The sequence below is a fragment of the Streptomyces sp. ICC4 genome (assembly GCF_003287915.1).
Classification (GTDB): Bacteria; Actinomycetota; Actinomycetes; order Streptomycetales; family Streptomycetaceae; genus Streptomyces; species Streptomyces tritrimontium.
Genome location: NZ_CP030286.1, coordinates 907702 through 921084 on the forward strand (window position 1 = coordinate 907702; position 13383 = coordinate 921084).

Consider the following 13383-nt stretch of genomic DNA (forward strand, 5'->3'; position numbering starts at 1 on the left):
CCATTGCCGCTGTTCCTGTCGCTTCGTCCTCCGCGACGTCGTCGAGCACGAGCAGCACCTCCACGTCGGCCGCCTGACGCCCTTGACGCACCCACGCTGAATCACCAAGTGGCTCCAGGTTGATGCAGACCAGGGTCGGGACCCGGTCCAGGAGGCCCGGACCAGGACCTGCGAGCTCCGGCTCAGGGAAGGCCAGCGAGCCCGAGTAGAGAAAGGACTCGAGGACGTGTCCGTGCGGTTCGTACGGGGTGCGCAGGCGCAGCACCGTTAAGGTCCGCCTCGGCCGGGTCGGCGACGACCTCGCCGTACGGGGCCGCGAGGGTCTCGTTCACGTCCTCCGCGCACTGCTCGCCGGCGAACTGGTCGCAGCCGGCGTCCAGGGCGCGGGCCGCGCGCGCCGCGACGACGACTACCAGATCACCCAGGGCGGCCTGCTGCACCATTTTCCGCAGCAAGGAGGACCTGGTGCTGGCACTCAGCGAGTCCGGCAACCCGGGCTACCTCGCCCACGAGTATTTCAACAGCGAGGCCGACCCCTGGTGACGGACTCCGCCGGGCCCGATGCTCAACCAACAGAGCCTTGTGACGTACGGTCCGCTCTGGCTGCGCTGTGTAGTGACACCTTGATCTCTGCGGGTGAGGGATGCAGTTTGGTGTCAGGTCGGGGGATGCTCGGTGCCATGTCTGTCCCCGATGCGTGACGATGCGGCTCTGTACAGGGTGAAGTTCGCCCAGCGGTTGCCGACCCGTCTGGCTGAGCTGACCGGGCCCGTGCACGGGGTCGTCGAGCTCCCGCTGCACGTGGTGTGGTCCGGGCTGTGCGCCTTCGACCTGGACCAGCCGCGGCAGCGCATGGGCCTGTACCGGACGGTCCTCGCCGAGGGCACCCACGAGGACCTGTGCCGATTCCTGAACGCCGACCTGCTCTCCAGCCTGTGGCCGGTGCTGCGCACCCTTACCGGCCCCACCGTGCGGGAGGTGTGGGAGGACGCCTTTCCCCAGCTGCGGGAGTAGGCCGCGGCGTGAAGATGTCGGATCTGCACGCCCGGCTGCTCGCCGACGTGCTCGCGTTCGGCTCGCCCTTCCCTCTCGTCCTTACCGGCGGCTACGCCGTGCAGACCCACCAGCTCCTGGAGCGGGTCAGCCACCTGGACGTCGCCACCGAGTCCGCTACCCCGATGGAGGAGATCACCCCGACCGTGTGTGACGGACTCATGAGACGGGGCTGGCAGGTGGCCGTGGTCGAGATCGCCCCGCTGCCGGCCCGTTTCCAGGTAACTGATCCACTTACCGGCGGCGCGTGCGAAGTCGATGTTCTCAAGGAAGTGTTCTGGCGGCCGGTCGCCCACACTGCCTACGGTCCCGTCCTCGGCGAAGAGGACGTCATCGGTACCAAGGTTTTCGGGCCCTGGCCGACCGGGGCGCGGCCCGTGAGAACTACGTCTCGAGCCTGCTCTCCAAGCTGGGCATGGAGCGCCGCTCCCAGGCCGCAGCCTACGTGGCACGGGATCCAGGCGGAGAAGGGAACGTGAGCGCCCGGCCGGTTGTGGCCTTGGGCACTCCCGGTTCCGGAACTGGTCGGGGACGCGTCGGGTGACCAGCAAGCTGGGCCGGCCGCGTCACGACCAGCGCCCCGGACGCGGGCAGCCTGAGATGCAGCAGGAGGTGTCGACCGCGGGCGGAAACGGCCTCGCGCTTTTCCTCTTCGGCGTGTCCCCTGAGATAGCCGCGGACCGAGACGGGCGAAGCGAGGGCGTACGGCGACAGGAGCGCCCGCACCCTCCGATACACGCCGCCAGGGAATCGCGAGGACAAGGTCCTCCTCCTTGAGCGCCCGAAGAACCCCGACCCCTTCGGGCTGCGCCGGACCGCCGACCAGCGTTCCAGCCCAGGACCTGGGGTGCGGAGCGCCCGTTCGCAGCCCTCCAGCCGTCGGCCAAACGACCCTTCTCACGCCGGCGGCTCACTGCACGTCAGAGCCCGCTCATCTCTGCGGCCTTGGTGCCTCCATGGCCAAGGAGTGAGAGAGCGACGCAGATGTCCTTGCCGCCCTGTGGTCTACGGCTGACATTCACCGAATCGGCGAGATTCCGGACGATCGACCAGCCGTACCCACCCTCTGCTGGCCATTCCGGCGTCCGATCCGGGCTGACAGGCTGCTGTTCGCTGTGGTCGGCTACGTGGAGCACGAGCCGGTTGCCCCGGATGATGGGAGCGAAGGCAGCGATCCCGCCCCCGTGGCGAACCGCGTTGGTGACCAATTCCGAGACGACGAGGAGCGCATCGTCGATTACGCGACCGGACGTGCGCGGAGCCTGCCGATGAATCAGGTCGGCGACGTCGTCACGGGCGCGTGCGGCAAAGGACTGCGACAGCGCAGGGATAGGTGTCCCCTGGTGCATGAGCTATTCCTTGATGTGGAGGAGGAGCCAGCCGCAGCCGCGGCAGGGGCGCCCTCAGAGGGTGCCCCTCCCCCGCTCCGATCCTGCCCCCCGGCCCGGCATGGGAGTCCATGCGAAAGTCCCCTTATCTCGGGACGACCCTCCGCCTTTCGGCTGATACGCGACGCGGACACGTGTGGTGCACCCGGGAATGGCGGTGTGAGAGCGGCCACGCGGAGACAGGACCAGCCGAGCGAGTGGTGAGTGCCCGTGGCAGCGTGGAATCCGTACGGGCTGAGGGCGGGCTACGTTGTCGCTGGCGCAGGGTGTCCACTTACTCCAGCTCGACGTGCTCGACAGTGAAGGCGGCCTTGCTGTCCTAAAGGCGGATCCTGCCCAGGTGCCTCCCGCTCGAGCGCCGGACACGGACTTCCCCCGTACATACTCGTGAATCACCACCTCCCGGCGTCAGTGTGGTCGGGGTCACGACGAAGGAGGCGAGGAGCCACTTCTGCGTTGAGGCGGGGGCGGGCGGGCGCTGATCACCGCATGGAATCGCCATCCGGACGAACCGTAGGAATCTGAAGAAATCCCTGAACACAACTACTCTCTGGATATGAGCTGGCTCAGGGCGCTGAAGGAGACCGCCCGGTCCGGATTGAAGGTCGAGCGGACCCGCCTGGAACCGCTGATCGCACTTCGCGGCGCCGCCGGGCTCGCGATCGTCATCGGTGTCAGCCTGGCCCTGCTCGGCCCGGGCGCCGCCGCCAGCTCGGCCTTCGGCGCCTTCATGGCCGCCATCGCCACCTTCCAGCAGAGCTGGCGCCCGCGCCCGGTGCTTGCCCTCGCTTCCGGACTGACCCTCGCGGCCAGCACGTTCATCGGCTATCTCGTCGGCTCCTCGCACACCGCGGCCGTCCTCGCACTGCTCACGGTGTGGACCTTCGCCGCCGCAATGGCCTGGGTGGCCGGACCGACCACTGGGATCATCGCCTCCAGCAACGTGGCGATCCTGCTGGTCACTGTCACCCTGCCGACCTCCGTCGCGCAGGCCGCCGGGCATGCCGCGCTGATCGCCGCGGGCGGTGTGGTACAGGCCGCCCTCATCGTCCTGCTGCCGGTCCGCCGATGGGGCGCGCAGCGCGACGCCCTCGCGGACGCCCTGGCCGCAGAGGCCGACTACGCCCGCCGGCTGCGCCACGACCCGGTCGCCCCTTTCGACCCGCAGCCGCTGATGACCGCCCGCGCCGCGGCCGCAGTCACCCGCAGCCAGGCCCGCCGCCGCCCCGGCGAACTGCACGGCGCCCGCGGGCTCGCCGAACATATCCGGCTGGTGTTGGCGCTGCTCGCCGACCCCGCCGCAGGCGCCCCCGAAGAAGGTCCGGCCCGCGACCGGGTGCGTGACCTCCTCGCGGCTGCCGCCACGGTGCTCGACACGTCCGCCCACGCGATCCGGCACGGGCAGCCGGTAGGAGTCCCCGGGCCGGCCCTCGCCGTGCTCAAGTCGTCCGACACCGGGGACCTGCTGACCGGGGCCGCGCACCGGGCCGCCGGGCGCCTGGCCGCCCTGCTCGACGATGTGCTGGAAACCGCCGCCCCTGGAACAGGGAGCGCGCCTCCCGAAGAAGCGATGCTGCGGCCCACGCTGCCCCGGCTGATCCCGCTCGCACTGAAGGCAGTCCGCGCCGAACTGCGCCCCGCCTCACCGGTCTTCCGGCACGCCATGCGGGTCTCGGCGGTCGTCCCGGCCGGCTATCTCATCGGCCACGCGCTGCCCTTCGGCCACACGTACTGGGCTCCCATGGCGTCCGTGATGGTCATGCGCCCCGACTTCACTCAAACCTATTCACGCGCCGTCGGCCGCTTCGGCGGCACCCTCGTCGGGGTCGCCCTCGCCACCGGCATCGTGCAGCTCGCCCAGCCTGGCACATACCTCTCCGGGTTCCTCGCGGTGATCAGTGCAGGCCTGGTGTACGTCCTGATGCGCACCGGCTACGCCGTCTCGCAGGTCTTCGTCTCCGCGTACGTCGTCTTCCTCCTCGGCATGGCCGGAGGGCGCTGGGACCAGACCGTGACCGACCGGGTCGCGCTGACCCTCATCGGCGGACTCCTGGCCATGGCCGCGTACGCGCTCTACCCGGCCTGGGAGACCCCACGGCTCCGTCCTCGCCTCGCCGACTGGCTGGCGGCGAACGGGCGCTACGCAGCCGTCGTTCTCAGCCAGTACGCAGATCCCCCGGGCGCCCGCCGAGCCGACGTGCGCGAGGCGCTGCTGGCCGTACGGGAGGCTCGCATCGCCTGGCATGACGCGGTGGAGCGGGCCTCAGGCGAACCGGTACGCCACCGCGGCCTGTCCCGGGCCGCGGCCGACGACGCGGGCCAAGCTCTGGCCCTGCTGGGCCGCAACGCGATGCTATTGGAGGCGTACTTGCCGGAGCGTGGCCAGGCCCCCGTCCCCGGCGCGGGCAACCTGGCGGCCGTACTGCGCACCGCGACCGAGCAGGCGGCGAGGCAGATCCGCGAGCGGAAGGTACCGGACTGGACGCCGGTACGGGCCGCCCTCCCACCCTGTGACACCCCCGACTCCGCGGTCCTCTTCAGCCGCGTGACACTCCTCGCAGACGCCCTGGACGACCTGTCGAACGCAGTGCGCCCCTAAAGACATCCCTTCCCGGGGTCTAAGCAGACCTATTCCTACCACCGGTATGACCGGAGCGGATTCCCGTCAGCCATTCGGCCCGCCCCTACTGCGACCCGCCCCAGACACGCCGAGTGTGAGGGTATGACAGAGCACACCCCACAGCCCACAGCCCGCCCATCAGCCGGTTTCCTCTCCGAGATCAAGGACGCCGTGACCACCCGGGCAGCCCTGCTGGTCCTGGGGGTGCTGGCCCTCCAGCTCGCCTTCATCACCTCCTACATCGGGGCCTTCCACCACCCCAAACCCAGCGAGATCCCGATCGCCGTGACCGCCCCCCTCGCACCCCTCGCCGAGCAGTCCGCGAAACAGCTCGCCGCGCTGCCCGGCAAACCGCTCGATCCCCGCACCGTCAAGGACGAGGCGACGGCGATCCAGCAGATCCAGAACCGGGACGTGGACGGCGCGCTGGTCATCGACCCGGCCGGCAAAACCGACCAACTGCTCATCGCGAGCGGCGCCGGAGCCTCCCTGTCGCAGGCCCTCGAAGAGGTCGTCGGCCTGGTCGAGAAGAGCCAGGGACGCACCGTCCAGGTCACCGACGTGGCCCCGGCCGCCGCCGGCGACGGACGCGGACTGAGCTCCTTCTACCTAGTCGTCGGCTGGTGCGTCGGCGGCTACCTGTGCGCCGCGATCCTCGCGATCAGCGCCGGCGCACGCCCCGCCAACACCCACCGCGCCATCATCCGGCTCGGCACGCTGCTCGCGTACGCGATTGCCGCCGGACTGCTCGGCGCGGTCATCGCCGACCCGATCCTGGACGCGCTGCCCGGCAGCATCCTGGGCCTGTGGGGCCTCGGCACCCTGATCGTCTTCGCCGTCGGCGCGATCACCCTGGCCTTCCAGGGCCTCGCGGGCGTGATCGGCATCGGCCTGACGATCCTGCTCGTCGTCGTCTTCGGCAACCCGAGCGCAGGCGGCGCCTACCCGTACCCCCTGCTCCCACCGTTCTGGAAGGCCATCGGCCCGGCCCTGCCCCCGGGCGCGGGCACGTACGCCGCGCGCTCCATCGCCTACTTCAAGGGCAACGACGCGGCCGGACCCATGCTGGTGCTCGCCGCCTGGGCAGTGGCCGGCTCGGCGGTCACGCTGGCCTGCGCGGTCTTCCGCAGGGGAAAGCCCGGGGCCGCCATCGGCAGCGGGCTCCCCGACGACTCGCCCCCCGTAGCTCGCTTCGCGGGCAACGACGAGGGGCCGGACGCCCGATGAACACCCCTGCCCTGCTCAACCGTCAGGGACCCGGCCGAACAGGCCGCCTCCTGCAAGCGGATAGAGCTCAACGCCCAGGCCCCGCTCGGCGCACTCGGCCTCACCGGCTTCATCGTGGTCACCGTCATCACCACCGGGCGGTCCTGTCAATCGAGCCGAATGGTGAAACTCGGGAGCCTCCGGCGCGCTCGGCGCCACCATCGAAGGCACCACCGAACTGGGCGATTCCTTCAAGATCACCGGATGGCCGCATCGTGCCTGCCACAGACAGGTCCCGACCCACCCGAGAACCCGCATTCCGCGTAATTCGGGGGGCACGTTACGGGGAGGGGCCAGGGGGCCTGGCCGGCGGTACATCCCCCCGCCCGACGGCCAGGATCCCGCTCGGCTCGATACGCAGTCCGATCAACGTGTCTCGGCGTGGGCCCCGGCGACGTACCTCTCCGGGGCCAGACCTATGCGGGCACCACCCAGGCCGCATGAATCGAGCGGCACATCTGAACCGGCACCACACGCCGTTCAGACCGTCGCAGGCTCAGCGGTGGCGAAAACGCCGCGGAGGCCGACGGGCAGCGCGGCATGCTCACGCTAGATGGAGCAGGTGTTCAGCAGGCTCCGCCAGGCCCTTCCAACTGCCCCCCGATCGGAGAACGGGCCCTCCAGCATCTCCAACAACACGCGAGCGAAGCAGTCGACGGCGGTGATCAGAACCTCGGGAACACGCAGGATCAGCTCGGCATCAGCGATCCTGGACTCGTCCGCGAGCTCCGGGACCCGCTGCTTCAACACGCTGTGATCTCCTCCATCCGCTCAGCGGCGAATGCGGCGAGCGCGCGTAGTTGCTGCTCCGTAGGCAGAGCGGTGACGGTTACGGTCATGCCTGCGGAGCCTACGGGCGCGGGACCAGGCCGGTCAGCCGGACAGGTGAAGTGCCCGCACGCCGCGATCGGTAGCCCGCTTCTTGCCGGACCGCCTACTCGCGAGTTACTCGGCACCTGGTTCGCCGCTCGTTAACCCTGGGTATTCAGCGGAGTAGGTCGATCTGACTGATCAACAGCGAAAGGTGCCTCCTGAGCTGCAACGATGTGAGTCTCGAGTTCGCATCACTGCAGGGATCAGGGGGCACCTTTCTGGTGAGAGAGACTACTGGGTGGGACCGTCGGCTGACCGTGGCCGCGGACGGCCGGGGGCTGATCGGGCACGCCGGGGCGGTGTTGTTACGCCGGCTCGCTGACCGGGTGGGGCTGACCGCCGGACTTGCTGAGGTGCTGCCCGTGGGCAGCGGTGCCGACTGGCGTGACCGTGCGGTGACCGTGGTCCAGCTGGCCGTCGCGATCGCGCTCGGGGCGGTGAACCTGTCCGACGCGGAGGCGGTCCAGGACCACCACCGGGGGCTGTTCGGGTCGGCGGTGTCCGACTCCACGATGTACCGCGCGCTGGCCGCGGTGGACGCCGAGGCGCTGGCGAAGATCGCCAAGGTGCGGGCGCGGGTGCGCCGCCACGTGTGGTCACTGCTGCATCTGCGGCTGAGTGGTTTCCCCTGGCTGACCATCGCCGGGAAGCGGCTGCACAACTGGGTGGTCATCGACCTCGACGCCACGATCATCACCGCCGCGTCGAAGAAGGAGCGGGCATCGGCCACGTTCAAGAAGACGTTCGGGTTCCATCCGCTCGCGGCGTGGTGCGCGACCACGTCGGAGTGTCTGGCGATGTGGCTGCGCGAAGGCAACGCCGCCTGCTCGGCCAGCCGCCCGGCGAGCTCACTCTGGGGGTGGGTCAGCATCCGGCCCCGGCGCGGGCAGCGCAACAAACTGGCCACGGTTCAATCGGCGCCGATAGCATCGACCATTGCAGTGACAAACGCCATGCCGAGGTTTGGGCCTCCACATGAAGGATTCAACTCAACCTTGGCTTATGTCACCAAGACGCTTCCCGCATCCCTGTCTCGCTTGACATTGGCCTCGATCACCGGCTTACAGTGCGGAACCGGAGCAGCGCAACGCATGCGTCAGTCCAGAACCCGACAGCGACTGACATTACTACTGCAAAGGGGCGTGTAGCTATGAGCAGCCCAGCCCACACCACCAGCACTTCATACGATCACCCGATCTACGACCATCTCGTGCTGACGCTAGGAGATGCGGTGACGGCCGCGCAGGCGGCCGCAGACGGGGTGCAACGCGAGGCAGTCGAAGCGCTTGACTGGACCAGCCTCTACGAACTCGCCTGAACGTGCCCACCGAGGATGAGGCTCCCCCGCGGGGTGCGTGCCGCCTCGCCTCGTAAAAGCCGAGAGCAATACTCAAGACCCTCGCGCACACCCGTAGGGTCCTTGGCGCACGCACGTTCGACGCCTACCTCCTCGTCCAGTGCCGAGGCCCCTCGCCGGCAGCGCCATGGCCGGTGGGCATTCAAGCAGAGGATGAGTGTGCGAAGCTTTATCTGTGGGCACAGCTGGAAAAATCTCCGTATTCCTCCTGGATGACCATGAAGTGGTCCGGCGAGGTGTCTATGAGCTGCTCACCAGTGAAGACGACATCGAGGTCGTGGGTGAGGCGGCTACGGCTGCTGACGCGCTCGTGCGGATCCCGGCGACGCGGCCCGATGTGGCGGTGCTGGACGTGCGCCTGCCGGACGGCAGCGGCGTGGAGGTGTGCCGCGAGGTGCGCTCCCAGAACGAGGACATCAAGTGTCTGATGCTGACCTCGTTCGCCGACGACGAGGCGCTGTTCGACGCGATCATGGCGGGCGCCTCGGGTTACGTACTGAAGGCGATCCGCGGCAATGAGCTGCTCAAGGCCGTACGGGACGTGGCGGCCGGCAAGTCGCTGCTTGATCCCGTGGCCACCGCGCGGGTGCTGGAGCGGCTGCGCGGAGGCAAGAGCGGCAAAGGCGACGACCGCCTGTCCAACCTCACCGAGCAGGAGCGGAAGATCCTCGACCTGATCGGCGAGGGGCTGACGAACCGCATGATCGGCGAGCGGCTCCACCTGGCGGAGAAGACCATCAAGAACTACGTCTCCAGCCTGCTCTCCAAGCTGCGCATGGAGCGTCGCTCCCAGGCCGCCGCCTACGTGGCACGAATCCAGGCGGAGAAGCGAACCTGAGCACCAGGCCGGTTGTGGCCTTGGGTACTCCGGTTCCGAAGTGTGGTCGGGGACGCGTCGGGTGACCAGCAAGCTGGGATGGCCGCGTCGCGATCGGCGCCCCGGACGCGGGCGGCCCGAGACTCAGCAGGGGGCGACTGCGGGTGGAGTCGTCCTCGCTCGCACCCTTGCTCTTCGGCGTGTACGCCGAGGTAGCCGCGGACCGAGGCGGGCGAAGCGCGGCGTACGGCGACAGGAGCGCCCGCACCCTCCGATACACGCCCGCAGGGAATCGCGAGGACAAGGTCCTCCTCCTTGAGCGCCCGAAGAACCCCGAACCCTTCCGGCTGCGCCGGACTGACCTCCCCTCCGGTCATGGTCTCTACGCTACGAGGGGAGGGTCAGCGAACGCCTGACGTGCCTCTGTGTGCGGCCATCTCGGCCCCTACACGACCGGGCATGCCCGGGTGTCCGGGTCGACGAGGATGGGCCAGTTTTTCCCCGACCCGGATCTGGTGTCCTTGTTCGTCTTTCGCCGTGGGATACCAGGTGAAGCCATAGATGCCCATGACAGCGGGAGTCGCCCACAGCCCGAGCTTGAATGCCCACTCATCCCAACGGTCAGTCAGGGTCCGGCCGGCCTCTTCCGCACCTCTCCGTGCTCCTCCCCGCCACGCTTGAGCCGCTGGAAAGCCGCGGTCGTGGTGTCCCTGCGTCATATCCGCCACTACCGCTCGGTGGCGAGGATGCTCTTTCCCGCCCGGGTGCCCGGCGGCGATCCGGACGGCAGCCCCGACGGTGGCCCCGGCAGCGGTCCGGCCGGGGAGGCGGAGATGCGGTGTAGGTGCCGACCGGTCGGCGACACCGGGACGGCTCCGGGATGGCGGAAGGTCAGCCTGGAGCCCACTTTGCGGATCCCGGGCCTTGACCGCCGCTCCCGTCCTCGCCGATGCTTTCGTTGCGGTAATTGAGACGCGTGCCGGCGCGGCTTCCTCCGCGTGTACGAGCGGGTCGCCGCCTTGGCGGGAGAAGCCGTGGGCGATTTCCTGCCCGCCCTCATCGACGATGACCGCGCCGACACTGAAGGCTCCCTTCGACGGCGGGCAGTGGTGGGAGAGTTCGATGGCTCTGATGCATCCACTGGTAGTCGATGTCTGTCCAGGGGAGATTGGGGTTCAACGGGGGTCTTCCTGTTGGGGCAGGTAGCGCAGCAGCACCATGTCGCCGACGGTCCTGGTCTCTGCGAGCGTCATGCGGTGGCCTTGTCCGTGGGGGTGGCTGGCTGGGCCGAGGAAGCGCGGTGCTTGCGGATCGCCGACCAGGAGGGGTGCGATGGCGAGTTGGATCTCGTCGGCCAGACCCTGGGAGAGGAGGGTGGCGTGGATGCGGCTGCCGCCTTCGGCCATGAGCCGGTCGACGCCGCGTTCCCCCAGGTCGTCCAGGAGTGCGGCGAAGTCGACGGTGGGGCCGAGGGAGACGACTTCGCCAAGCCCGCCGAGCCGGGCCCGCACCCTTCCCGCTCCCTCGTCGGTCGTGTAGGCGATCTTCGCTCCGCCGTGGTGCCAGAACCGTGCCTGCGGGTCCAGGTCACCGCTGCCGGAGACCGTGACCTTCAGGGGGTGCTCGGGGCGGCCCCGGGCGATGCGTTCTTTCCGGCGCTGCTCGCTGTTGACCAGCAGGCGGGGGTTGTCATTTCGGATGGTGCCGGCGCCGATGAGGATCGCGTCGGACTCGGCGCGGACCTGGTCGACACGGTCGAAGTCTTCCCTGTTGCTCAGCAGGAGGCGCTCGGGTTGCGTGTCGTCGATGTATCCGTCGAGTGAAGTGGCGACACTCAGCAGAACGTGGGGGCGGGGCATGGCCGTCTTCCTTGTCGTGGCGAGCGCCGCACTGTGGCAGCCCCCGTTCGGCGCTTTCGCCGGGCTGGTGGTCAACCGGCCTGCCCGGGCGTGCTCTCGCTCTGCCAGGTGACGGTGAGCTCGTTGCGCTGCCCGAAGCGTTCGAGGTGACGGCCCAGTACGTCCTGTACCTGCTCCAGGGCGTGGGTGTCGTCCGCGGTGGCGAGCAGGACGAGCTCGGTGGGCTGCGGGGTGAGGACGCCGTGACCGAAGGGGAAGTTGAGCTTGATCGCGCCGTCCGGGAGTGTCTCGGCCGGTATCTTCCGGCCGAGGTGGGAGGCCAGTTGCTTGGCGTAACGTGCGGCGGCGTCAGTTGCGACATGGGCGATGGATGAGGGCATCGCAGACTCCTGTGTTGTGAGGCGTGCAAGGTGTGGGCCGTGGTATCGCGCGGTGCGGGGCGGGGGGTCAGCCGTACTGGACGGACCGCTTGGACAGGCCCAGCCAGGTGCCATCGATGACCTGACGGCGGGAGTCCAGTTGGTCCTCTGCGGTGCCGAGCGTGACGGCGAGCGGTACGAAGTGCTCTACGCGCGGGTGGGTGAATGTGGCGCCGGGGGCCTTGTGCTGGAAGTCGAGGAGGGCGTCCACGTCGCCGGCGTCGATGGCGCGTCTGCCCCAGTCGTCGAACTCGGCCATCACGGCCGGGGCCTTGTTTCCGGGGTTCAGGGCGCGCAGGTTGTGGGTGAAGGATCCGCTGTTGATGATCAGGTAGCCCTCGTCGCGCAGCGGGGCGAGCCTGCGTCCGATGTCCATCAGCTTGGTGGTGTCCAGGCTCGGCAGGGATATCTGCAGTACCGGGACGTCCGCCTCGGGGTGCATGTGCATCAGCGGGATGTACGCGCCGTGGTCCAGGCCGCGCTCAGGCAGGTCCGCCACGGGCATGCCCGGGGCGCGCAGGAGCTTGCGGACGGTGTCGGCCAGCTCGGGGGCTCCGGGGGCGGGGTAGCGCAGCCGGTAGTAGTGCTCGGGGAAGCCCCAGAAGTCGTAGATCAGCGGGACGGTGGTGGTGGCGCCGAGGGCGAGCGGGGCCTCCTCCCAGTGCGCGGACACCATGAGGATGGCCTTGGGCCGCGGCATCTGGTCGGACCAGGCTGCCAGCTGACCGGGCCAGTGGGCATCCTCCAGCAGGTTGGGGCCGCCGTGGCTCAGGTAGAGACTCGGCATGCGACCGGAGGCCTGCGTGGTCATGTGCGTCCTCCTCGTACGGGGCGAGCGGCGGTCGACGCTGCCGGGTTCAGGCGCCACAGCGTGCCTGAGCCACCTGTGCGGGCAGGCGGTCCAGGTCGATGGTGTGGTGGGTGTGGTCGGCCTTGGCGTGCAGGTAGCGCAGGTTGTCGCCGGTGACGTGGACACCGGTGCGCACGCGGTCTCGCACCCGGATGCCGAGGGCGGTCAGCTGGGCGGCCTTGTCGGGATTGTTGGAGAGCAGGTCCAGTGACTGCGCGCCGAGGGCGGTGAGGATCTGGGCGGCGGCGGTGTAGTCGCGGGCGTCCTCGGGCAGGCCCAGGGCGGTGTTCGCCTCGTAGGTGTCCAGGCCCTGGTCCTGCAGGGCGTAGGCGTCGAGCTTGTTGTACAGGCCGATGCCGCGGCCCTCCTGGCGGAGGTAGAGCAGGTATCCGCCGGTGGCGGCGATGCGCTCGACGGCTTCGCGCAGCTGGGGGCCGCAGTCACAGCGGGCGGAGCCGAAGACATCCCCGGTCAGGCACTCGGAGTGCAGCCGCACCAGCGGCGCGCTGCCGGGCGCGGGGGCGCCAAGGGCGAGGGCGAGGTGCTCCCGGCCGTCGACCAGACCGCGGAAGGTCATCATCTCGGCCTCGACCGCGTACCCGTCGCCGAAGCGCAGCGGCACGGTGACCCGCGTGCGTATCTCCGCGCGGGGGAGGTCGGTGGTGGGAATCCCGTTCATGGGGCGGCTCCGCTCTGGTCAGCCAGGCATTTAGTTCGAATTTGAACGACATTCACTGGCGTGGATGGTTCAAATTTGAACAACTGGTTGGTACGGTGGATGTCATGGTTGCGGCGGCGTGGCTGAATGAGGACGAGATGCGGGCCTGGAAGAGCTTCCTGGCCACCAGGGGGCCCTGGTGAACCGGCGCGTCGAGCAGCAG

13 protein-coding genes and 2 pseudogenes are annotated in these 13383 nt (G+C 69.2%); 8 read left to right on the plus strand and 7 right to left on the minus strand.

What is annotated here, in order from left to right; translation table 11 throughout:
- Nucleotides 1–182: 182 nt before the first annotated feature.
- The gene (locus tag DRB89_RS04215; protein WP_162688466.1) at nt 183–455 is read right to left on the minus strand and encodes a hypothetical protein; all 273 of its coding nucleotides are present in this window, start codon (nt 453–455) and stop codon (nt 183–185) included.
- Nucleotides 456–693: 238 nt separating this feature from the next.
- Here DRB89_RS04215 and DRB89_RS04220 point away from each other — a divergent pair, with 238 nt between their 5' ends.
- Both DRB89_RS04220 and DRB89_RS44200 read left to right on the plus strand, forming a co-directional pair.
- On the plus strand, nt 694–1014 hold the full coding sequence (locus tag DRB89_RS04220; protein WP_112446659.1) for a transcriptional regulator: 321 nt from the start codon (nt 694–696) through the stop codon (nt 1012–1014).
- 14 nt (nt 1015–1028) lie between these two features.
- Nucleotides 1029–1507: pseudogene (locus tag DRB89_RS44200) on the plus strand (hypothetical protein); the annotation flags it as partial.
- Between the two features lie 466 nt (nt 1508–1973).
- Here the strand turns inward: DRB89_RS44200 and DRB89_RS04230 are convergent.
- The gene (locus DRB89_RS04230; RefSeq protein WP_239516009.1) at nt 1974–2402 is read right to left on the minus strand and encodes an ATP-binding protein; all 429 of its coding nucleotides are present in this window, start codon (nt 2400–2402) and stop codon (nt 1974–1976) included.
- Between the two features lie 595 nt (nt 2403–2997).
- Here DRB89_RS04230 and DRB89_RS04235 point away from each other — a divergent pair.
- Together DRB89_RS04235 and DRB89_RS04240 are read left to right on the plus strand one after the other, a co-directional pair.
- Nucleotides 2998–5040 (plus strand): FUSC family protein, encoded by a 2043-nt coding sequence (locus tag DRB89_RS04235; protein ID WP_112446660.1) that lies wholly within the window; start codon nt 2998–3000, stop codon nt 5038–5040.
- A gap of 123 nt (nt 5041–5163) precedes the next feature.
- The gene (locus DRB89_RS04240) at nt 5164–6288 is read left to right on the plus strand and encodes a DUF3533 domain-containing protein (RefSeq protein ID WP_112446661.1); all 1125 of its coding nucleotides are present in this window, start codon (nt 5164–5166) and stop codon (nt 6286–6288) included.
- Nucleotides 6289–6876: 588 nt separating this feature from the next.
- On the opposite strand, the gene DRB89_RS04245 is transcribed toward DRB89_RS04240, so the two are convergent.
- Nucleotides 6877–7077 carry a hypothetical protein gene (locus tag DRB89_RS04245; RefSeq protein ID WP_112446662.1) on the minus strand — a complete coding sequence of 67 codons (201 nt, stop codon included), beginning with the start codon at nt 7075–7077 and terminating at the stop codon, nt 6877–6879.
- A 344-nt stretch (nt 7078–7421) separates the two neighbouring features.
- Here DRB89_RS04245 and DRB89_RS44205 point away from each other — a divergent pair, with 344 nt between their 5' ends.
- The 3 genes from DRB89_RS44205 (at nt 7422) to DRB89_RS04255 (ending at nt 9395) form a co-directional block, all read left to right on the plus strand.
- A complete protein-coding gene (locus DRB89_RS44205) occupies nt 7422–8348 on the plus strand; it encodes a transposase (protein ID WP_275432064.1) in 927 nt (308 codons plus the stop codon).
- A gap of 2 nt (nt 8349–8350) precedes the next feature.
- Nucleotides 8351–8518, plus strand: coding sequence for a hypothetical protein (locus DRB89_RS43620; RefSeq protein ID WP_204357623.1), 168 nt, complete (start codon nt 8351–8353; stop codon nt 8516–8518).
- A gap of 214 nt (nt 8519–8732) precedes the next feature.
- Nucleotides 8733–9395, plus strand: coding sequence for a response regulator transcription factor (locus tag DRB89_RS04255; RefSeq protein WP_112446663.1), 663 nt, complete (start codon nt 8733–8735; stop codon nt 9393–9395).
- A gap of 950 nt (nt 9396–10345) precedes the next feature.
- Here the strand turns inward: DRB89_RS04255 and DRB89_RS44210 are convergent.
- From DRB89_RS44210 to ribA, 4 genes and pseudogenes are all read right to left on the minus strand, one after another.
- Nucleotides 10346–11233 (minus strand): annotated as a pseudogene (locus DRB89_RS44210) (dihydrofolate reductase family protein); the annotation flags it as partial.
- Between the two features lie 71 nt (nt 11234–11304).
- A complete protein-coding gene (locus DRB89_RS04270; protein ID WP_112446665.1) occupies nt 11305–11613 on the minus strand; it encodes a DUF2218 domain-containing protein in 309 nt (102 codons plus the stop codon).
- A 67-nt stretch (nt 11614–11680) separates the two neighbouring features.
- Complete coding sequence (locus DRB89_RS04275; protein WP_112446666.1) at nt 11681–12463, minus strand: class III extradiol ring-cleavage dioxygenase; 783 nt, start codon at nt 12461–12463, stop codon at nt 11681–11683.
- Between the two features lie 46 nt (nt 12464–12509).
- A complete protein-coding gene (ribA, locus tag DRB89_RS04280) occupies nt 12510–13181 on the minus strand; it encodes a GTP cyclohydrolase II (protein WP_112446667.1) in 672 nt (223 codons plus the stop codon).
- A 41-nt stretch (nt 13182–13222) separates the two neighbouring features.
- Between ribA and DRB89_RS44215 the strand changes: the two genes are divergently transcribed.
- Nucleotides 13223–13363 (plus strand): hypothetical protein, encoded by a 141-nt coding sequence (locus tag DRB89_RS44215; RefSeq protein ID WP_239516011.1) that lies wholly within the window; start codon nt 13223–13225, stop codon nt 13361–13363.
- Nucleotides 13364–13383: the final 20 nt, after the last annotated feature.